At 38.6% G+C, this 19996-nt stretch carries 20 protein-coding genes; 12 read left to right on the top strand and 8 right to left on the bottom strand.

The genetic code is table 11. From position 1 onward, the window contains the following. Positions 1 to 352 precede the first annotated feature (352 nt). From PLEUR7319_RS0114900 to PLEUR7319_RS0114885, 4 genes are all read right to left on the bottom strand, one after another. Positions 353 to 1453, bottom strand: coding sequence for an extracellular solute-binding protein (locus tag PLEUR7319_RS0114900; protein ID WP_019506027.1), 1101 nt, complete (start codon positions 1451 to 1453; stop codon positions 353 to 355). After that, complete coding sequence (locus PLEUR7319_RS0114895; protein ID WP_019506026.1) at positions 1428 to 2048, bottom strand: hypothetical protein; 621 nt, start codon at positions 2046 to 2048, stop codon at positions 1428 to 1430. Before PLEUR7319_RS0114895 ends, PLEUR7319_RS0114900 begins: the two co-directional genes overlap by 26 nt. Positions 2049 to 2058: 10 nt before the next feature. Next, positions 2059 to 2778, bottom strand: a complete 720-nt coding sequence (locus PLEUR7319_RS0114890) for a hypothetical protein (protein ID WP_019506025.1) — start codon at positions 2776 to 2778, stop codon at positions 2059 to 2061. Between the two features lie 80 nt (positions 2779 to 2858). After that, positions 2859 to 4604 (bottom strand): VWA domain-containing protein, encoded by a 1746-nt coding sequence (locus tag PLEUR7319_RS0114885; protein ID WP_019506024.1) that lies wholly within the window; start codon positions 4602 to 4604, stop codon positions 2859 to 2861. A gap of 430 nt (positions 4605 to 5034) precedes the next feature. Here PLEUR7319_RS0114885 and PLEUR7319_RS0114880 point away from each other — a divergent pair, with 430 nt between their 5' ends. After that, the gene (locus PLEUR7319_RS0114880) at positions 5035 to 5460 is read left to right on the top strand and encodes a hypothetical protein (protein WP_019506023.1); all 426 of its coding nucleotides are present in this window, start codon (positions 5035 to 5037) and stop codon (positions 5458 to 5460) included. A 155-nt stretch (positions 5461 to 5615) separates the two neighbouring features. Here PLEUR7319_RS0114880 and PLEUR7319_RS0114875 read toward each other — a convergent pair whose 3' ends face one another. Then, positions 5616 to 7100: an alkaline phosphatase D family protein gene (locus PLEUR7319_RS0114875; RefSeq protein WP_019506022.1), complete on the bottom strand. Its 1485-nt coding sequence runs from the start codon at positions 7098 to 7100 to the stop codon at positions 5616 to 5618. A gap of 354 nt (positions 7101 to 7454) precedes the next feature. Here PLEUR7319_RS0114875 and PLEUR7319_RS0114870 point away from each other — a divergent pair, with 354 nt between their 5' ends. Continuing rightward, positions 7455 to 7799 carry a 4a-hydroxytetrahydrobiopterin dehydratase gene (locus tag PLEUR7319_RS0114870; protein WP_019506021.1) on the top strand — a complete coding sequence of 115 codons (345 nt, stop codon included), beginning with the start codon at positions 7455 to 7457 and terminating at the stop codon, positions 7797 to 7799. A 23-nt stretch (positions 7800 to 7822) separates the two neighbouring features. On the opposite strand, the gene PLEUR7319_RS0114865 is transcribed toward PLEUR7319_RS0114870, so the two are convergent. Beyond that, the gene (locus tag PLEUR7319_RS0114865) at positions 7823 to 8512 is read right to left on the bottom strand and encodes a phosphoribosyltransferase (protein WP_019506020.1); all 690 of its coding nucleotides are present in this window, start codon (positions 8510 to 8512) and stop codon (positions 7823 to 7825) included. 284 nt (positions 8513 to 8796) lie between these two features. Here PLEUR7319_RS0114865 and PLEUR7319_RS0114860 point away from each other — a divergent pair, with 284 nt between their 5' ends. Further along, positions 8797 to 11019 carry a transketolase gene (locus PLEUR7319_RS0114860; RefSeq protein ID WP_019506019.1) on the top strand — a complete coding sequence of 741 codons (2223 nt, stop codon included), beginning with the start codon at positions 8797 to 8799 and terminating at the stop codon, positions 11017 to 11019. Between the two features lie 46 nt (positions 11020 to 11065). Beyond that, positions 11066 to 12910, top strand: a complete 1845-nt coding sequence (locus PLEUR7319_RS0114855) for a type I polyketide synthase (protein ID WP_019506018.1) — start codon at positions 11066 to 11068, stop codon at positions 12908 to 12910. Positions 12911 to 12960: 50 nt separating this feature from the next. Here PLEUR7319_RS0114855 and PLEUR7319_RS0114850 read toward each other — a convergent pair whose 3' ends face one another. Next, positions 12961 to 13800: a peptidoglycan-binding protein gene (locus PLEUR7319_RS0114850; protein WP_019506017.1), complete on the bottom strand. Its 840-nt coding sequence runs from the start codon at positions 13798 to 13800 to the stop codon at positions 12961 to 12963. A 57-nt stretch (positions 13801 to 13857) separates the two neighbouring features. On the opposite strand from PLEUR7319_RS0114850, the gene PLEUR7319_RS35455 reads away from it, so the two are divergent. The 7 genes from PLEUR7319_RS35455 to PLEUR7319_RS0114810 all read left to right on the top strand — a co-directional run bounded on the left by PLEUR7319_RS35455 (position 13858) and on the right by PLEUR7319_RS0114810 (position 18666). Then, positions 13858 to 14616, top strand: a complete 759-nt coding sequence (locus tag PLEUR7319_RS35455) for a S9 family peptidase (RefSeq protein ID WP_144054315.1) — start codon at positions 13858 to 13860, stop codon at positions 14614 to 14616. A gap of 64 nt (positions 14617 to 14680) precedes the next feature. Beyond that, positions 14681 to 15346: a hypothetical protein gene (locus PLEUR7319_RS35450; protein ID WP_019506015.1), complete on the top strand. Its 666-nt coding sequence runs from the start codon at positions 14681 to 14683 to the stop codon at positions 15344 to 15346. Between the two features lie 350 nt (positions 15347 to 15696). Further along, on the top strand, positions 15697 to 15876 hold the full coding sequence (locus tag PLEUR7319_RS0114835) for a hypothetical protein (RefSeq protein ID WP_019506014.1): 180 nt from the start codon (positions 15697 to 15699) through the stop codon (positions 15874 to 15876). Between the two features lie 51 nt (positions 15877 to 15927). Further along, positions 15928 to 16089, top strand: a complete 162-nt coding sequence (locus PLEUR7319_RS41315; protein WP_019506013.1) for a hypothetical protein — start codon at positions 15928 to 15930, stop codon at positions 16087 to 16089. Between the two features lie 113 nt (positions 16090 to 16202). Beyond that, complete coding sequence (locus tag PLEUR7319_RS0114820; RefSeq protein ID WP_019506011.1) at positions 16203 to 16739, top strand: MAPEG family protein; 537 nt, start codon at positions 16203 to 16205, stop codon at positions 16737 to 16739. A gap of 73 nt (positions 16740 to 16812) precedes the next feature. Further along, positions 16813 to 17313, top strand: a complete 501-nt coding sequence (locus PLEUR7319_RS0114815) for a cupin domain-containing protein (protein WP_019506010.1) — start codon at positions 16813 to 16815, stop codon at positions 17311 to 17313. Between the two features lie 66 nt (positions 17314 to 17379). Continuing rightward, the gene (locus tag PLEUR7319_RS0114810; RefSeq protein WP_019506009.1) at positions 17380 to 18666 is read left to right on the top strand and encodes a glycosyltransferase; all 1287 of its coding nucleotides are present in this window, start codon (positions 17380 to 17382) and stop codon (positions 18664 to 18666) included. Between the two features lie 88 nt (positions 18667 to 18754). On the opposite strand, the gene PLEUR7319_RS0114805 is transcribed toward PLEUR7319_RS0114810, so the two are convergent. Beyond that, on the bottom strand, positions 18755 to 19369 hold the full coding sequence (locus PLEUR7319_RS0114805) for a class I SAM-dependent methyltransferase (RefSeq protein ID WP_019506008.1): 615 nt from the start codon (positions 19367 to 19369) through the stop codon (positions 18755 to 18757). Between the two features lie 239 nt (positions 19370 to 19608). On the opposite strand from PLEUR7319_RS0114805, the gene PLEUR7319_RS0114800 reads away from it, so the two are divergent. Next, positions 19609 to 19956 (top strand): hypothetical protein, encoded by a 348-nt coding sequence (locus PLEUR7319_RS0114800; protein ID WP_019506007.1) that lies wholly within the window; start codon positions 19609 to 19611, stop codon positions 19954 to 19956. The last annotated feature ends 40 nt before the right edge of the window (positions 19957 to 19996 follow it).

Here is a 19996-nt window from a genome sequence, read left to right as displayed (position 1 = left end):
AAATTAATTATAAAATAATCACTCTAAAAACCAGAATGCTTAAGTATTTTTAAGTACTTGTTATCACTTACTATTTATTACTTACTATGATTGCCTATAGTTATTTTTAATGTAAACTGCTTTACACAATCTTTATTCCCCTATAGGGAGTAGCTTCATACAGCGTTGATCAAATTAGTAAGGTATCGCCAATTAACTATCAACTATTTACAATCAACAAAAAAGTTATTGACCGTATTTCATTTAAATGAAAATCTTTATATAAGTAGTATCCCACTAAAGTAGCGATAAAAAATAGTCTTTAGGCTTTTTTGAATATTAATTTGATAACTTTTTTATAACTGCTCAATAATTAACGAACTCGATTCCATAAACGTTGAATCTCGGCAATTTCCTGTGAATTTGGAGGTTGTTCTATCTTTACGGAGGGATTTGAGATGACACCAGGAATATTTTGTGACCAAGGGCTATTAGAAACCGATGATAAATTTAGATTTGGAATTACAGGACGAAAGCCATACTGGACAAAAACCTGTTGTTGTTGTGGCTGGGTAATAAAATCAATAAATTTCTGAGCTACTTTAGCGGTATTTTGATCGATATTTTGTCGGACAATAGCAGCAGTAGCAATAGTTTGAATAGTTGGATTGGGATAGTATATTTGGTATGGTTGGCTCTGGGCAAGTTTAGTTTGAGACCAACGATGTAAAGCAATACTTTCATATACTGTAGCTACATCTCCATCGTTAGCACCGCGGGTAATAAATTCTTGTAGCAAAATATCCGTGGAACGGGGTGCTTGATATACTGATTTTTTAATTAGGGTATACAGAGATTCAAGTTCTGTCTGGGTATTGTTGAGAGAATTATTTTGTTTGGATTGCCCCCATAAGCTCAAAGTTAATTGACCGCTATTAGAACGAGTGGGATTAGTCATGACAAAATCGAAGCTACCCCAGTTAGATTTCCCGCCAATTTTTGACCAGTTCCTTTGTTGCATTGCTCGTTCAATACTGGACCAAGAAAAATTACCATCAGCAAAAAGAATATCGCCTCGTTCCTGCCAGGCTATTGCCACTAAAATAGTTTTGGCGATCGCTTGAGGAGAATAGTAAAATGGTTCACTATTATTTTGTGCTTTCCAGCGATTATCTAATTCGGATAAGATTTGTTCATTTGCCGGAATTAAAATAGCTGGGCTAAAATCATTTTTTTGGTCAATATAATTATTAACCATATCCTGAGAACCTTGAAATTTTAATTCTAAATCTACGCGAGAATTATTCTGCTCAAATCTAGTTTCTAACTCTTGTAACGGCTCTTTTAATTCTGTTCCACTAACAACAATAATAGTTTGTTTAACCCCAGGTATAGGTGCATAGGTCAAACCTAAAGAAGCTAAAATAATTCCTAAAGAAGTAATAATTTTATTTTGCTTGGATTGATGAATCATGTTCTTGGGTCACTGTAAATTTATTGATTTGTCTGAATATAGGTTGAACAATAATAATCAGAATTAACCAGCCTAAAATTGATATAAATATATTGATGTAAAAATATTTACTTTGAGGATATATTTTTAAAACATTATTTCTGATATTTAAAAGATAAGATTTAGGATTAGGCTGTTCTTTTATATAGTTGAGTATCACTTCTGCCGTAGATTGTGCATCAGATAAATAGGAGTAATAGTTATATAAAATAAGACCATTTTCTGTTTTCAAGTAAAGGTTATATTTTTTTTCTAATGTTCCATATCGTTCTTTACTATCTCTGATTTTATGAACTGAACCAGTTATCTTGTTTTTAATTACAACATCTATTAATCTAAAAGAAGTTTTTTCTTGTCTAATTAACCGATCAAATCTTAATTCTTCTTGTTCGCAGATTACATAGTTTGGTTCTAAGCGATCGCAAATAGTTTTAGCTCCCACTGAAGTCAGAAAAATAATTGAACTAGAGAATAAAAAGTAAATTAATAAAATTGTCCCAATAAATGTATTACCAATAAATCTAACTATCAAGTTACTTATCTGTTTAGAAAACATATACAGTTATTTAGATAATTAATAAATCAACATTTGCCTGTACAGTTTTCAGTTCCTCACTCAATTCTTTTAATTCATTGATTTCTTCTGAATTATTCAAATTAGAAGTTTGTAAGCGATTTTGCAACTGTTGTAATAATCCTGCCGATTCAATCACTAAAGTATTTAAAGAAACTACCTGTGCTTGACGAGCATCTTGACCTTGTTGTACTAATTTAAGATTATTTTCCAGACTGGCTACCAATTGTTTTAATTGTTTTTTAGCAATACCAGAGCTATTTTGTTGTTTAGCCTTTGCTTCAGCTAATTGTTTTTCTAGTTCAGCTATCGATAATAAAGAATTAGAACCTTGTAAATGTTGTACTAATTGCTTGACTTTTTCCGGTAATTCTTGGGTGCGATCGCAGGCATACTCAACGGCTGTAAGTAATTCTAGTTGTGTTGATGAAGTCAACATTTGTTGGGCTTCGTTGCGTAAGTCTTCAGCTTTGTCAATCAATAATATTACTTGCTGTTGTACTGACTTAATTTCTTTAGCTAATGCTGGATTATCTAAATTAATTTTATTGATTTCATTTTGACTCAAAAGAATAGAGGTTCCCGTGGCGATCGCCGTTGCAGTCGGCAACATAATTAAACTAGGTAAATGAATTAGGCGTATTCCAATTACCAAAGTTATTCCCCCAGCTAAAATAGCTAACGGATAATATAATGGATTGACTAATTTCATAATTTTTACTGATTAATAATATTGTCGGATAAGAAATTAATTCATAACTATTAATTGTCAATTGTCAATTGTTCACTAAATTAAAATTCCACTTGTAAATCTGCCATCAAACTAGAAATAGTTTGTGGATTACCTTTGCGATAGTATCCTCCATTTAACTCAGCAATCTTTTGTAAGGCTTGAGGATTAAATTCTCCCTCTTGTCCATAACCAACTGTAAAAAAAGCAATATTTTCTCCCGATTCAAAATTACTTTCTTGCAATTTCTGTGAGAGTTGTTGAAGATTTATTTTGGAGCCAGAATCTTCGCCATCAGTTAATATCAACACAGCATTAATGGCATCTGGACGAGGATTTTTGAGTAACCAATCACGAGCATAAAGGCTACTATCGTACAGTCTTGTTTTGCCATTAGCTTTCAAGTTACTAATGAATTTTATACCTTTATTTTTTCCAGCTTGATTGCCTTCCACTAATACTGGAGGATTAATTTGAGAATTAAAGCTAATTAACGCAATTTTTTCTTTTTCTCCTAAGTTTTGAATATAGTTCAGTAAAGTACTTTTGATGGCTGCTATTTTAGTTCCTTGCATCGAACCTGAAGTATCAACGACAATTGCGACTTGAGAAGCTTTTTTGGCATAATTTTGCCAACTTTCTAACATCGCCTCTACAACTTCAGGCTGGGGTGGACGATAAGATTCATACTTTGGTTGAGGATTAACACCAAATTGAGGTGAAAATTTCCTGCCTAACTTGACTCCAGGAACACCGGGACGTAAGCCTAAATTAGTAGCAATTTGTTGAACTTTTGGTTGACGCATAAACTCAATTATTTTAGTTGCAGCTTCTTTTTCTGCTGAACTTACCCAAGGAGCATTGGGTAAAATTGCTCGTATATTAGAACTAAAAGTAGCTTGAGGATAAACAGCCTGGTATTGAGTTTGATTATTACCCGTTTGGCTATTAGCTGATATCACCAAAGATTCATAAACTGAACCAACAGAAGCCCAAAATACACCATTTTCTACCATTGAACGCGCTAGATTTCCGGTAGATTTGCCATAGCGAGTGATTTTACTTTGAATCTCTTTGACTTGCTGTTGATATTTTTGTACATCTGTTATGGTTAAATCTTCAGGTTGTTTGTTAGCAACAGATGTAAATTGAGCAACTAACGTTTGTAAACCAGAATTGGAGCGAGTTGGTGCAGTATGAACATAAGTAATAGGTATGGGTGGCGCACTACTATCTAGCTGTTGATGATTTTCGGTTTTGGCTAAAGTTGTGTAGAGATCGTTACTTTTTTCCAATCCTTTAGCAAATTGCTTTGTGGTCATAAAAACCATTGGACTATAGGCAATTAAAGGAGAATCAGTAATGCTAGGAATATAATTTTGTCCGGGGAAAAGTTTATCCATTTGATAAACCAACTGGCTTTGATAAATTTCTCCATCTACAGAAAGTAAGGTCGGAAAATCTGCTGCTTCGGGGGTAATATTACCTGTTTGAAACTGCTTAGCTAAAGCAAGTACATCTTCCACCACATCTCCACTACCCTTAGCTTCGCAGGTCAGGTAAAAATTTTGTCCATTATTAATTTTCGGTTGAGTTTGATTTAATTGAGTTGCTGCTTGTCGGCAGAATTGAGCTAAATCACTACCAACTAAAAATTTGACTTCAAATCCTTTGGTACTAGGGTTACTATTTCTACTTTGATTTGTTTGGCTGTTACTACAGGAGGTTAAAAACAATAATGTAGATAAAAAAGTAACAATAATACTTTTTTTATTTCCTGATTGAGTAAAAAAACACCAATATTTCATAAATATATAATTTTGATTGGTTATTAGATAGAAACTTGCCGTAAATGATATTTTGATCAACTGAACATTACAGGAGCTTTGATTATAAAGTTCCCAAAAATTCGGTATTAGTAACAGTTAATATCTTTAATAACCTGCTTGATTTACTCGGTTAAACTAAGCGAAGGCAATTTTATTATTAGTTTTAATTTTTCGTTTTTAGGAACTAGCAGACCACCAAAGTAATCAAATAAGAAAAGTAATAATTCGCGCTTAATGATTGAATTTGAATTTTTATGGCGATTAGGCTTCGCGCGATGGCGAAGCCGAGTCCTTTAGGGTAGCCGACCGATCGCCAAATTAAGCTAGATATATTTTGAGGAGAAATGTGCATATTCTGTCAACTCGAAACGTAATCAATAATTAATACAAACTTTTAAGGTAAAAAATTATGTCTAAGAAATTCTTATCTATTGGTATAGCTGCCGCAACTATATTATTAATTCCCAATGTTGTTCGTGCGAACCAAGTAGTTATTCAGCACGGAAGCAGCAGTGCCACAGCCGTTGGCAACAATAATTTTGCTGCTAGTGGTGTTCATCAGTCTGCAGTCCAAAACCAGCATGGCAATCCCAATGGCTCTGGACAAATGGTCATTCAAGGGGGGCATAGTAATGCTGCCGCCATTGGTCAAAATAATGCAGTAATTAATCACATCGATCAAGCTAGTGTTCAAAATCAACACGGAAACTATGGAACTCCTCAGAATCAATTAGCAGTGCAACAGGCTACAGGGAATTCAGCAGCGATCGGCGAAAATAATCTAATTATTAATGGTACGGGTCAATACAATCTACAAAATCAGTGGAGTTATTAACAAAAAGCTGATAGTGAGACACTTCGTTGCGAGGGTTCCCCTCGTTAAAGAAAGTGTCGTTGGCGGAGCCTTCTCGAAGAGTACCTAAAGGGCTGATAGCTAATAGCTATCAATTCCTAAGGAAGGAGGAATCAGGAAAATGTACAAGCTTCTTACTAAAAAGTAAAAGTATGTTGAATCAAAGTATTTTTCATTCTTTTTAATTCAACTTTTACTTCAATCTTATTACCATCATCAATAAAGTTTAATACTCCCCATTGTCCTTTTCCGACAATAGCGCCATTTTTACTTTTTACTTTTGAATCAATAATATATTTTTTACCGTTATATGGTCCACCTTTAAAAGATGATCTACTATCTAAAGAAGCTGCATGAATTACAGGAAAAGAACCACCCCCTCCTATTGCATAATTGTTAGCTGTTCCTTCTGCGCCATCATCTAATGCCAACATATGTGCATCGCCAGAAATCATCAGTAGTTTATCAATATCATTTTCTTTAACAAAATTAGCAATTAAGGTTCGTTCTTGATGAAATTTATTCCATGAATTAGTTGGCGCATCTGGTTCGGCTATCCAAGGAATACTGTTAACCCAAATAGTTAGTCCTTCACGGTTATTTTTTTGTTGCTGTTTGGCAAATTTTAGCTGTTCAAAAAACCATTCTGTTTGTTCCTTACCTAGAAGAGTTCGATTAAGTTTGCCTACTATACCGATCTGCTCTTGATGAAAACGATTGTCAGTCATAATAAATCTAACTCTACCAATAATAAAAGATTGATAGATAGCACCGCGACTTTCAATTTTGTTTAATTTTTCTACCAGAGGATAAGAAGGTACTTGTTCTCGATAAGCTTCACTAGCTACATACTTTAAATTATAAGAACTATCAGAATCGTCAGTTCCATAATCATGATCGTCCCAAATATATGCTAGAGGAATATTTTGATAGAGATTTCTCTGTCTAGATTGATTCATAATCAGATCGTAATTATCTCGATAATCATCAAGCTGATTTTCTTTTAAACCTAGAAAAGGCAAATCATTTCTATAGTGTAAATCTCCCATGTGAATAAACATTGCCAAATTAGAATCTTGTCCGGATTTAGCTTGGTATTTATATTGTCGAATGAGATCGAATACTTGAGAGTTACTCACACCATAGCTAGAAAACTGGCTTATCGTACCACCAGCACAGGAAGAACAGGCGATCGCAAAATCATATGGCTGATTAACTTTTACTGTTTTAAATTGTAATGTTCCTTGACGAGGATATCTCCGACCATCGGCAATAATTACGTAGTAGTAAATAGTATCTTCTGCTAAATCAGTTAGATTAAACGTGGCTATTTGATTATTTAATGAACTAGTTTTTGCTTTTTGTATTGCCTTATTTGTCGGATTTAAATCGGTATTTGTATGATAAAAAACTTGAATGTAATTTTTGCCTTCTTTAACTGGATGATTTAGTTTAGCTTTGATAGTTATTGAGTTGTCAGTGACTGCACCAATCCAGCACCAATCACATTTGATCGTATTTAATTCTTGAGTAATAGATTTTTTAGGATGAGCAAGTAGACAAAAAAGTATAGCTAAAAAAAATCTACGATTAAATCTACGGTAAATCCAAAATTTTTGCATAGAAGTTATCTCAATCTTTATTGAATAAATTGAATTAAAATTCGTCGATGATTTCTAAGCGTAGTTTTTGGTGTGCAACAAGCGATCGCGAAGCGTACCCTGCGGGTAATCGCCTCTGGCGGTGGGCGGAGCCCAATCGCGGTTGCGAAGCAAGTCCGTAGGACTCAGCGTACACCCATTCGAGTGCAAGCCCTGCGGGTAATCGCCTCTGGTGGTGGGCGGAGCCCAATCGTAAATTGATTTGATTAATGAAGGTTAAACCCATAGGGAATCGATTAAGAGTAGACTGAGAATAAATAGATCTCCACAATTGACTATTTACTTATAGTTTGAATCAAAATTGGAGTAAGGTTCATGACAGAATTATTAGAGCAAAAATGTATTCCCTGTACTGGTAGTTTACCTCCAGCTACAGAAGAAGAAATTAATACCTATAAAACTCAAATACCTGATTGGGAAATAATTACTGAAAAAGGGGTCTTGCATTTACAGCGGGTTTATCAATTCCCTGATTTTAAAACCGCCCTAGCTTTTACTAACTTGGTAGGAGAAGCTGCAGAGGAAGAGGGACATCATCCAGCTCTACTGACTGAGTGGGGTAAAGTAACAGTAACTTGGTGGACTCATGCCATTAACGGATTACATCAGAATGATTTTATTATGGCAGCTAAAAGTGATTGCCTTGCCAATTCTATCTAGTTTAAGTATTGATAACTATTAAATTAACAAGATCCGGCTAAAGTATTGCGAGTTTGTTGAGATAGCAGCTCGCATACTTCTTGATCGGTTGTTTGAGAAAAATCTTGGTACCAAAAGCCCACCGCGTTAAAAGCTTTTGGTGTATTCAGACATACAATATCATCTACTTGAGTTGTTAATTGTTCGATTGCTGACCAAGATGCAACTGGAGTAGCAATAATAATTTTTTTGGGCTTTTGCTTACGTAAAGCAGTTACCGCAGCGAGCATAGTTAGACCAGTAGCAATGCCATCATCAACGAGAATAACAATACAATCGCGAATTTTGAGTGGGGATCGGGATTTCCTATACAGGCGATCGCGCCTTTTTAATTCAACTGTTTCTTGGGCGACAATTATGTTTATTTGCTCTTCGGTAACTCTGTGCATTAGAGTCGAGTTTTCATCAATTATAGTGACTTTGCTATCGTGGTCATGAATCAATGTCGCTTCGGAAATTGCCCCCATTGCTGTTTCTGGATAAAAAGGAAGACCAAGTTTTCTGACTAAACAAACATCCAAAGCGAGATTTAAATTTTTAGCAATTTCATATGCCACAGGTACACCTCCGCGAGGAAGACCTAACACGATAGCATCAGGATTATTGGCATATGGAGTCAGTTTTTGAGCTAATTTTCGTCCAGCTTCTCGTCTATCAGAAAAAGGTCTATTCATTGTTATCTCTCTACCTAGGACTAATTACTCAATCTCGGATAAAAACCAAGAGCTAGAAATTACTGGTGAAACGGCTACTAACAATGATTTTATGCGGCTGAGCGTTTATAGTATGTTTATTCTAATTGATTTACTACAAGTATAGATCGCATATCTAGACAAGCTCAGAGCTTTTATAAATATTTACCAATAGAACTCATAGAGATATTTTGCCGTTTTTCAACCGCCCAAAATTGTAAGATCTACTTAATAATTGCAGTTTGATAAACGAAGGAAATATTTTTATGACCGTTGCCACTAACATTCCCGCCTTTTGCCAAGGTATTCAGCATTTTAAAGCCAGCTTGCCTGGTTTTGATCAATATGGGCAAACACCAGCGATTTCAGATGGACAAACAGCGATCGCCTCTCCCTCCGATCAAGCAGCAGTTTATCAAACCATGTTGGCGGCTGATGCTTTACGCTACCTCACTCTTCAAATTACTGCTAGTAAACAGTCAGGGCATCCAGGAGGATTTGCCAGTATTGCCGATACCATTGCTTCTTTGGTGATGTTAGGACATAAAAATATCATTACTGAAGTGGGTCATCATGCTCCGGGCTTTTACAGTAACGTCTTTTTAGATACTTCCCTCGAAGCGATGGGCATTAATAACGTTCAGGATCTGCGCGATCGCTTTCGAGAAATGCACGGGCTACTGGGACACCTTTCAGGACAAATTCCTGGTTTGCTCAACCCCGCTGGTCCCCTAGGACAAGGACAACACTTTGCTATGGCAGGGGCGAAACTTCATCCTGGAGTTTTATTTCCCGTAACTATTGGTGATGGTGGTTTAGGCGAACCCTACATTATGAGTAGCTTTGGACATTTTAATACTTCCTATCCTCAAGTTACTAACTTTTTACCGATCTTGGTTTGGAATGGTTTTTCCCAGGAACATCACAGTATGGTCTCTACGAAAACCAACGAAGAGATGATTGCTTACTGGCAAGGTAACGGTTTTGCCGAAGTAATTCTCGTCAACGCCAAAGATTATGATGATGCCAATCAGCCAGGAGAATATGTAGATAGTACTGAGTTCTCTTTTGAACAGAGAATGAAATTTACTCAAGCAATCCTAGAAGCTACAAACCAAGCTGCTACATCGGCATTAGGCGGAAAACTAACAGTTTTAATCGTCAAACAACTCAAAGGGGCAGGAGTACACAAACGAGGCGCACAATCCCATAACCTCTACCCTGGGGATAGTGTAGACAAAGATTATATTGTTTCCGCTCTCCAGGATAGAGCTCTAACCCCTGAAGCATGGCAACTTGTCCGCAATAATCATGTCCGTTCTAGTGGTGGTGCTGCGGAAAAAACTGTCGTGACAGAACAAGATTATCCACTGACAGATTTAGGCAATATTCCCCTAGAAGAATATCCTATCGGTGGTGAGAAAAAAGTTGCTACTACTGCCATGGGAGCGATCGCTGTTTATGTAGGACAACAAGATAAAAACTTTATTGTCACCAATGCTGATGGGAATGCTGCCTCAGGCATTAAAAATATCAATACTGCTTTAAAAATTATCCACCCCACTACCGACGAAACCTATTTCCAACAACCCCAAGGGCAGGTCTATGAACCTTTGAGCGAAGATGCTTGTGCTGGGCTAGCAGTAGGGCAGGCTTTATTTGGCGCACGGAGTCTTTGGTGTTCTTATGAATCTTTTGCCATTAATGGCTTACCAATCTGGCAAACAGTGACTCAAGCTATGGCAGAATTACGTCGTTCCACTCCTTCGACGGTTACTCTATTTACCGCAGGAGCATTAGAACAAGGACGCAACGGTTGGACGCATCAACGCCCTGAAATTGAGAACTACTTTGCTGCGATGATGCGTAATGGAAATATCTTTCCTCTCTTTCCCTGCGATGCCAATAGTATTCAGGTTTGTTATGAATGGGCATTAGGTACGAAAAATAAAGGGATTACGATTACTGCCAGTAAATCTCCTCTGGAAATTCGCACTACCCTTGAACAAAGTCGCCAAGGATTAACTACAGGTGCCATAGTTTTACAGGAAATCGAGCCTCCCGCAGCCCCTCTCAATCAAGGGGGGAAAGTCGTTGTCTTTGCTGTAATTGGTGATATGACTCTAATTCCTGCCTTTGAAGCTGCCGAACAGTTAAAATCTCAGGGTATTGGTTCTAAGATTGTTTCCATAATCAACCCGCGTCGTCTCTATCGTTCTAGTGATGTAGCTTGGGATAGTTGCAGTGAACCAGATGATAATTTTCTCAGTGATAGCGAATTTACTAACCTGTTTGACGGAGATGCTCTTATAGGAGTTACTGGGGGATCAAGTGCAATGTTAGAACCAGTTATGTTGCGTAGTAATAGTAAGCGTGATGTATTTGCCTGGAAACAAGGTGAAACTGCTTCTAGTGCGAGACAAATTATGGACTTTAATGGTATTACCGCTGCTAATTTTGTGCAACGAGCAATAGAATTAATTAGTTAGTCACAGATTACTCTGTAGTTTTGCTTCCTCTTTGATTAAACTGACAATGTCTTCTGCATACGATAACTTATCCCCCACCAAACAAGCTTTGCTCGCACTCAAACAGATGCGGCAGAAATTAGCAGCTTACCAAGAACCGATCGCAGTCATTGGCATGGGGTGTCGTTTTCCTGGTGCATCTAATCCCGAAGCATACTGGCAGTTATTAAAAGAGGGACAAGACGCAATTACTAAAGTTCCCCCCCAACATTGGGATATTGAGCAGTATTATGACTCCGATCTCAATGCACCTGGCAAAATCTGTACTCCTTACGGCGGCTTCGTTCCTTATTTGCAAGAATTTGAAGCTCCTTTTTTTCGGATTGCCCCCAGGGAAGCTACCAGCCTCGATCCGCAACAGCGTTTATTACTCGAAGTGAGTTGGGAAGCAATAGAAAATGCGGGCATTGCTCCCCAACAGCTGATGGGAAGTCCAACAGGAGTATTTGTTGGTATTTGTAGCCCAGATTATTGGCATCAGCTACTGAGCCGTGAATTTACAACTATTGATGCTTATCTAACTACAGGGAATACTCATAGTTTGGCTTCGGGACGTTTATCTTTTCACTATGGCTTTCAAGGTCCTAGCATATCTCTGGATACTGCTTGTTCTTCTGCTTTGGTCGCCTTACATCTGGCAATCCAAAGCTTACGTAATCAGGAATGCACTATGGCAGTGGTAGGAGGTGTCAACCGTCTGATTAGTCCCCAGGCGAGTATCAACTTGTCCAAGTCCCGGATGTTATCTCCTGATGGTCGCTGTAAAACCTTTGATGACAATGCTGATGGCTTTGTTCGTTCTGAAGGTTGCGGGGTAATTTTAATCAAGCGTTTGAGTCAGGCGATCGCCGATCGCGATCGCATTTTGGCAGTTTTAAAAGGCTCGGCTGTCAATCAAGATGGACGCACTAGTGGCTTGACAACCCCCAGCAGTCTATCTCAAGCAGAAGTAATTAAGCAGGCATTAAATAATAGTCAAGTAGAATCAGAGCAGATTAGCTATCTTGAAGCTCACGGTACAGGGACATCTCTGGGGGATTTAATTGAAGTTGAGGCATTGAGTAAAATTTTTAATGCTCGTTCTCCAACTAAACCAATAGTCTTAGGAGCAGTAAAAACTAATATCGGTCATACAGAAGGAGCATCTGGTATTGCTAGCCTAATTAAAGTCATCTTAGCCTTACAGCATCAGTCAATCCCACGAAACCTAAATTTAAATCAGCCCAACACTCAAATAGATTGGCAAAATTTACCTTTTACTTTGCCCGATCGAGCTATTTCCTGGGCTAGAAGCGAACAACCTCGTATTGCTGGCATCAGTGCTTTTGGGTTTAGTGGAACCAATGCCCACGTAGTTGTGGAAGAAGTGTCTTTACCATCAGAGCCAAAAGCAGATAAGCAGACGAGTTTAATTGAGATTTTGACCCTTTCAGCTCGCTCAGAAAAGGCCCTGCAACAAATGATTGCCGATTACACTAAATACCTCTCATCTCATCCCGATTTATCCTTGGGAGATATCTGCTTTACTGCCAATACAGGGCGATCGCAGTTTAATTATCGTTTAGCAATTCTGGCTAACTCGACTGCGGAATTACTAGCTAAATTAAATCAGATCACAAATGGCAATACTCCCGTCAATGTCTGGGAGGGAAAAGCCAAAATATCAGAAAACTTAATTGATACTCAATCTTTAGCTCAGGATTTACCCAGCAGACAAGAAGCTTTGGCTACATTAGCTCAACAGTATGTCACTGGTGGCAATATCGATTGGTCAGGATTGTATGGCAAAACTAATTATCACAAGATAACTCTACCAACATACCCATTTCAAAGACAAAAATACTGGTTTTAAAATTAGCTTTTTGCTTTTTGGATATTATGTCAGTTCAAAATGACGGTCAATTATGCGATCGCTCTATTACTCCTTAATAGCCCCGCTCCTGTCCTAAAGGCAGTGGTGAATTGTTGTATTCCGTGAGTACCACCATTAACTCTCCGTCTAGCAGCTCGTAGATTTGATTTGGCTAAATCTTGGCGGATTACATTCTCTTTGTCTTTGAGAAAATAAGCTAATAAATCGGCTGCAATCTTAGGGTCGTTTGCCAGTTCGGGATTATTCACCAGACGTGTGCCTAAACCTAAACGCCGACTATATCGCCGATAGTTTGCTTTACCAGTCAGCTGAATAAAACCTCGTCCTTTATATTTTGCTCCGTCCCCCAATGCTCCATTACCCAAGTCAGCACGAAAATCATAGCGGTTAAAAGCATGTTTGCCTGGAGTAGTATTGTATCGAGATCGAAACTCGCTTATAGGTGCAAAGCTAGCAGATTCAGCGCGGATTGTACTTAAAGCGATCAAAACCATATTGCGATCGCCTAAGTCCAATTTTTCTAAGGCGTTTAAAATTAATGGTAGATACTTCACGATATTGCTCCGGGGAGCATCATAAAAAATTTGGCTGACCGCATCTACGGTAAATAGACCCGTATCCAAGGTGCAATCTTGCCTCTTTCTATTCAAAGCAGCCCAAGTATTACGTCCTGCAATACCATCAGGTGTCAAACCAACACTTTTTTGAAAGGCAATTAAGGCTTTTGCTGTATCTTGACCAAAAATGCCATCAATCGAACCGGGATTAAAATTATGTTCTTGCAGTTTTGTTTGTAAAGTGATCACTTCTCCACCTGACGAACCTTGCGTAAGGAGGGGAAATACTTCTCGAATAGACTTAGATTTCATGATTTAAGCTTGATAGTGAATTCAGTTTTAAAGGGAACAGGGCATTGGGAATAGTCTTTGTATTCTCTAATTACATACTATCCCCTTGAACCAAAGAGCAAAGAAGCCCACACATTATGCTCTCGACAGAGAGAACTGGCGATCGCCCAACGTAGCCAGCAAAAATTGTACTTTGACCATCAAGACATGGACTACTATTTTGCCTGGATTTTAGGTCGTCATATTTACGATGGTAGCAAGGCGAAGGAATGTTTTAATGTCGCCTCACGGATCATTGATGGCGATGCAGAAAGCTGGCAGCAAGAGTGGCTTAAACTAGCTCAAGAAATAGAGAAACTAGGTTCGCAAGCTTTAAATCGAGGCGATCTCATCAATGGACGGAAGTTATACTTGCGGGCTTGTACTTATTATCGAGCGCCCTTATTTATCATGAATCCGCCAAATTCCGCTTTTTCAACCAACTGGAAAAATATGAAATTCTGTTTCCAAACGGCGGCTTCCTTATTTGAGCCACCCATTGAGAGTATACAAGTTCCCTTTCATGACAAACATTTACCTGGCTATTTTTGGAAAGTTGGCGCTCGGAAACAAAAACGTCCTACCCTCATTGTTATAGGTGGACTAGAGACCTTTGCTGAAGATTGTTATTTTATGACTGGGTTAACTGATACTAAGCGTGGCTATAACGTCATGACAGTCGATCTGCCAGGTCAAGGAGTTAATCCTGAGAGAGGGATGTTTTTAGGAGCGAGAATGGGAAATTCGGTAAAAACAGTAGTGGACTATGCTTTGACCCGTCCTGAAGTAGGGTTTTGAGGTAAAAGTTTTTCCTGTCCGCGAAACTCAAGGCTTTATCTGGATTTGGTGGGGTGAAAAGCGATTGGACGTAGCCCACCGCCCTGAAGAGCGATCGCCTTTACCCGAACCACCTAGATTTAAGCAACTTGATACCAATTTGGCACATACCGCAGAAGCATCTCAGGTATGGAATGTTAATTACGCCCGGATTATGGAGAATAATTTTGACGTTCATCATCTTCCTTTCGTACATCGCTCTGTTACTGCCGGTGTAGGTACTCTAATCGATCCTTATCACGTCGAAACAGATGGTGATTTAATTACTACTTGGGGACAATTACGCCAGGATGATGGCAAATCTGCTGAAGAATCGCCTGGGTGGTTTTTTAGAATTACCGTAGTCTTTCCCCAATTGTCTTTGATTGAATTATCACCAAAGGTACGTCTTCTGGTTATAGTTACACCCATTGATGAAAATAACTCCTGGGTTGCAATTCGTTACTATCAGGATTATGTAAAAATACCGTTACTCGGTCGATTGCTAGCCTGGCTGATTCTGATGGTTGAGTTTAAAATATTTCAAGAACGACAGGATTTACCAGTACTGCGATCGCTAAAACCCAAGCAAGCTGACCTCAAATCAAATAAATTTGTTGCTGCCGATGCTGGTAGCGCACAATACTTGAAACGACATGAACATTTGCTCAAGGTGAGTTCGAAGTTGGGAATTCGGAGTTCGGAATTATAGTCATTTCAATTAACAATAGAGAAAAATAAGTTATATCAAGTACGGATAATTAATTGAAATAAACAGGCTTATTGCAGACCTGAAAAACTTGTTACTTGTTACTTGTTACTTGACCTCATTCTTAATTTAAGTATTCAACCGAACTTGATATTAGTTGTTAAGTTACCTGCTTAAGTTGCTATCTTTCCTCGACACGATCTGGCAGCTACAGCAAACTGAAAGTATAAAGTTTAATTTCTTAAACTCAGTCTGTTACTTGCATAGGCGAACAGCCAACAGGTTAGTGACCCCTAAAGCAATTCTGATTAGGTTACTTGACTTCCCTCAATCTAAATTCATGGAGGGACACTATGAAAGTTCAATGGCACAAACTATGGATTAAAACCATTCTCTGGTTAGGGACAGAAATTCTATTCACATTTATCGGACTTGATGACTTAGCCGATTACAGTGAATTCCTCTGTCAGCAACAAGAGTTGGCATCAAGGGGAAAAGCCTATCCAACACTAACAGTGAATTCTGTCTTTTAGGAATAACTCTATCCACAGATAAATAAAAAACTTCGCTAGCAGGGATTCACTATGAATAGTTATGTAATCTCTGGCGGTAAAGAAGGAAAAGAACGTTTAAGCCTTCTATCCCAGGTGATGCTGCTATTTACTTCTCAGTTTTTGTCCACAGTTGGACTTGAGCGAGGAATGCAATGTTTAGACCTTGGTTGTGGAGGTGGCGATGTAACTTGATTGATTGCCAGCATGGTTGGTTCACAAGGACGTGTGATCGGCATTGACAGCGATCGCGAGATTCTGGAGTTAAATCGCCAATTAGTTACATTGAATTTAAAGAAAATCAAAAAATGATTACTTTTGCTAGTCTCAATCAGCAACAAAAATTTGTTGTCTGGAGTTCAACTACTGCTGTTATTTTCTCCACAGTATTTGTCTTAATTGCTTATTTTTTGATTCCTGTATCTTTACCACTATTAAATACACAGGAACAACGGCTAATTTGGACTCTCCAATTTCAGATATTTCCTGCCTTAATGCTATTAGCTGGAATTGTTGCAGTTAGCCTTAATCGATTTATTAATAACTTCATCAATCCTTTAGCTGGTGGAGAATCGACTTCAATGCGCGTTCACCAACGTTATCTGAGCAATACCCTAGAGCAAACTATCTTATTTATTGTTGCCAGTTTGATACTTTCTAGCTTCTTAGATAGCTACAGCATCAAGTTAATCCCTATTGTCACAATTTTATTTGTACTAGGCAGAATTGCTTTTTGGTGGGGTTATTTACAACACCCTCTGAACCGAAGTTTTGGCATGGCAGTCACCTTATATCCTACTATCGTCATTCTTTCTTACGATGCCTTTTGCCTTCTCTACGGATAATTTACCAATAGATTCAGACTTTCTAAGTAAACAAATCATATCTAAATCAAAGATTATTTCAAGGAGAAATACGATGATTTCTAATACTTTAAAACAAACAACAACAGCAACATTTAAATTTATCAAAACTGCGGTTATTCTGATGCTGTTATTAGCAGGAATGTTAATAACTTCTCAATCAGCCTGGTCCCTAGAGAATGCCTCTAGTATGATTGCCGATTCATCAACTTTAAACTGGAAACCTCTAAAGGGAATCCCAGACGGTGCAAAAGTCGCTGTACTGGCTGGCAATCCAGCTAAGTCAGCTTCAGAGGTGGTCATTAGCTTACCTGCGGGATATTTGTTCCCTCATCACTCCCATACCAGTCCAGAGATTCTTTTTTGGAGCAAGGGTGAATTTACTTATATTGCTGACGATGGTACTAAACAGAATTTACAGCCTGATACATATCTCAATTTACCAAGTGGCACAAAACATTCTGTAGTCTGTGGTCAAGAGCCATGTCTAGTTTATGCTCGGTACGATAAACCATTCGACCTGCTGTTGAGTTCTGCACCGAAAAACGAATCATAAAGGCAAAGTATATTGCATCTCAAGAAATTATTGGAATTCAATCTCGACTTTAAGAAGGTATTTCCTATGCATATTACAATTCTAACCATTGGTTCCCGTGGCGATATTCAGCCTTTCATTGCCTTAGGAATAGGCTTAAAACAAGCGGGACATCAAGTCCGACTGGCGACTCATTATAACTTCAAGTCCTTAATTGACAGCTATGGACTGGACTTTTTTCCCATCGCAGGAGATGCTCAAGCCAATCTGTTGTCTGAGTCTGGTCAAAAATTGCTAGATTCTGGAGGAAATACCTTCACTTTTATGCTTCGCTACGCTCAGATGCTTGAGCCGATGGCTAAAAGGGCTTTGATTGACTCTTGGAATGCCTGTCAAGGAACCGATGCCATAATTGCCCATGGAGCAGCCTTTTGGGGATACAACATTGCCGAAAAATTAGAAGTGCCATTCTATCTAGCAGGACTGCAACCGTTTTCTCCCAATCCAGATTTTCCCCATCCCATGATTCCGCCTACTTTACACCTAGGAGGTCTAGTCAATCGATTGACCTACATATTAATGTGGCGACTATTCGGGCAGCTTTTTCGTAAACCCATTAATAAATGGCGCCGTAATACCCTTAATTTACCAACTGGGCAGCAGAATCTTTTTGAAGGCAATAGGTGGCAGCGAATTCCAATTCTATATGGTTATAGTCCCAACGTCATAGCTAAGCCCGCCAACTGGACTGAACAACTCCAGGTAACTGGGTACTGGTTCTTGGATAGTCCTCCCGACTTTTCACCCCCACCTGAGTTAGTAAATTTTCTGAAAGCGGGTAAGCCTCCAGTCTATATTGGTTTTGGCTCGATGACGGGTCGCAATCCTGAATTAATGACCGAAATTGCTTTATCAGCTTTGGCAAAAACCGATCAGCGAGGTATTTTACTTACGGGCTGGGGAGGAATTAGTAACGCCGATTTGCCGGATTCCATCCTTAAAATTGATTCTATTCCCCATGACTGGTTATTCCCCCAAATGGCTGCGATAGTTCACCACGGTGGTGCAGGAACTACCGCAGCAGCTTTGAGAGCTGGTGTACCGAGTATTGTCATCCCCTTTATTGCTGACCAGCCATTTTGGGGACATCGCTTAGCAATGTTAGGTGTTGCACCCAAGCCAATTTCCAGGAAAAAGTTAACAGAGAAACGGCTCGCAACGGCAATTAAAACAGCTATTGAAGATAAGACAATGCGCCAGCAAGCGGCTATACTCGGTCAAAAAATTTCTTTAGAAGATGGAGTAGCGCAGGCAGTGGAGGCATTTCATCAGTATATTGCTTCTGAATTAGTGCCGTTATCACTGACTAAATAATTGTAGCGACCTTCAGACAAAATATCTCATCTTTCAGCCAAACTGCTGAATATAGAGTCAAAAGCAATATTTGGAACTTTCGCTAAGGTTACTCTATGGGAGTCGAAAAAATAGTTAGCAAAATCCCAGGCAGAAGGTAATGATGAGCGATCGCCAATAAACCAGCTTCTGCTCCCAATTGCTCTCGTTGCTGCCGATTATACAATCTCATTTCACCAATCCAGGGGACAAAACTGGAAAAATTATGCTCTCCTCTATAGGCATCAACGAGGTAAAAGCGTCCTCCGGGAGCGAGAACACGACTGACTTCCTGAAAAACTGGCTGTGGATGAGGATAATGAAGAAAGCTTATGGTACAGAAAACAGCATCAAACTGTTCATCTGCAAAGGAGAGAGATTCTGCCCTACCGCTAACAAAAATTAATCTTTTGCGGTATTGATTTCGCCCTCTTGCCTCATTGAGCATCTTAGGAGAAAGGTCTAAACCTATTGCCCTCATAGTGGGGAACTCAGCCGCAAGACGACTCATTAGGCGACCAGTACCGCATCCTAAGTCAAGAACAGAAGCATTTTTCTGTAACTTGACATACTCTAGTAGTCGTTGATGAATCGCTTGATAAAAGACAGTGGTAAGCAAGCAGTCATAGTAAGGAGCCCAAAGATTAAAAATATTTTCTTTTTGTTGGTAAAAATTGTTAGTCATAAATTTTGAGGTGTGAGGGAGCGTATGATCTCAACTCAGAATTTCTGAGCTTTAACGATAACTTTATTTTCTCCTGAGGATTTCTCTAAATTAACTTCAGAAAAAATAAATAAAAAAATCAAATGCCAACCCTACCGATTTTTTATTTTTTTTGAGCGACTATTGCTATAGAGCTAGAAAAAACAACTAGTTCATTGACAAGGTTGATTTGATAGATTTTATAGAGAATATTCACGCTTATGAATACTAAGACATTCGCTACCGGAACAAAAAGATTCATTATTGGCTTATGCGCTATTTCTGCTCTGGGGATTTTTACTCTTCCCACCAGAGCAGATGATGCAGTCATACAAGATTCTACTCAAGAAACGCTCAACACAGGAGAAGGAAACACTTCGATTCAAAATTCTAATCAAGAAAGTCGAATTGATCGCCGCTCCCGAGATGAATACGGTAATTATGACAGCAGCGATGCTGGTATTGTGCAAACCAACGACCAATACTGCGATCAGTTAGGAGAAGATAATCTTTGTGTTCAGAATACTGATCAGCGTAGCGATGTTCGTGAACGCCGCAGTCGCTACTAAACAGAGAATATACTCGCGTGCCATAAACAGAGTGATTTTG

Source organism: Pleurocapsa sp. PCC 7319 (assembly GCF_000332195.1).
Classification (GTDB): Bacteria; Cyanobacteriota; Cyanobacteriia; order Cyanobacteriales; family Xenococcaceae; genus Waterburya.
The sequence above is the reverse complement of the archived record's forward strand: the minus strand, read 5'-3'. Positions and strand labels throughout refer to the sequence as shown.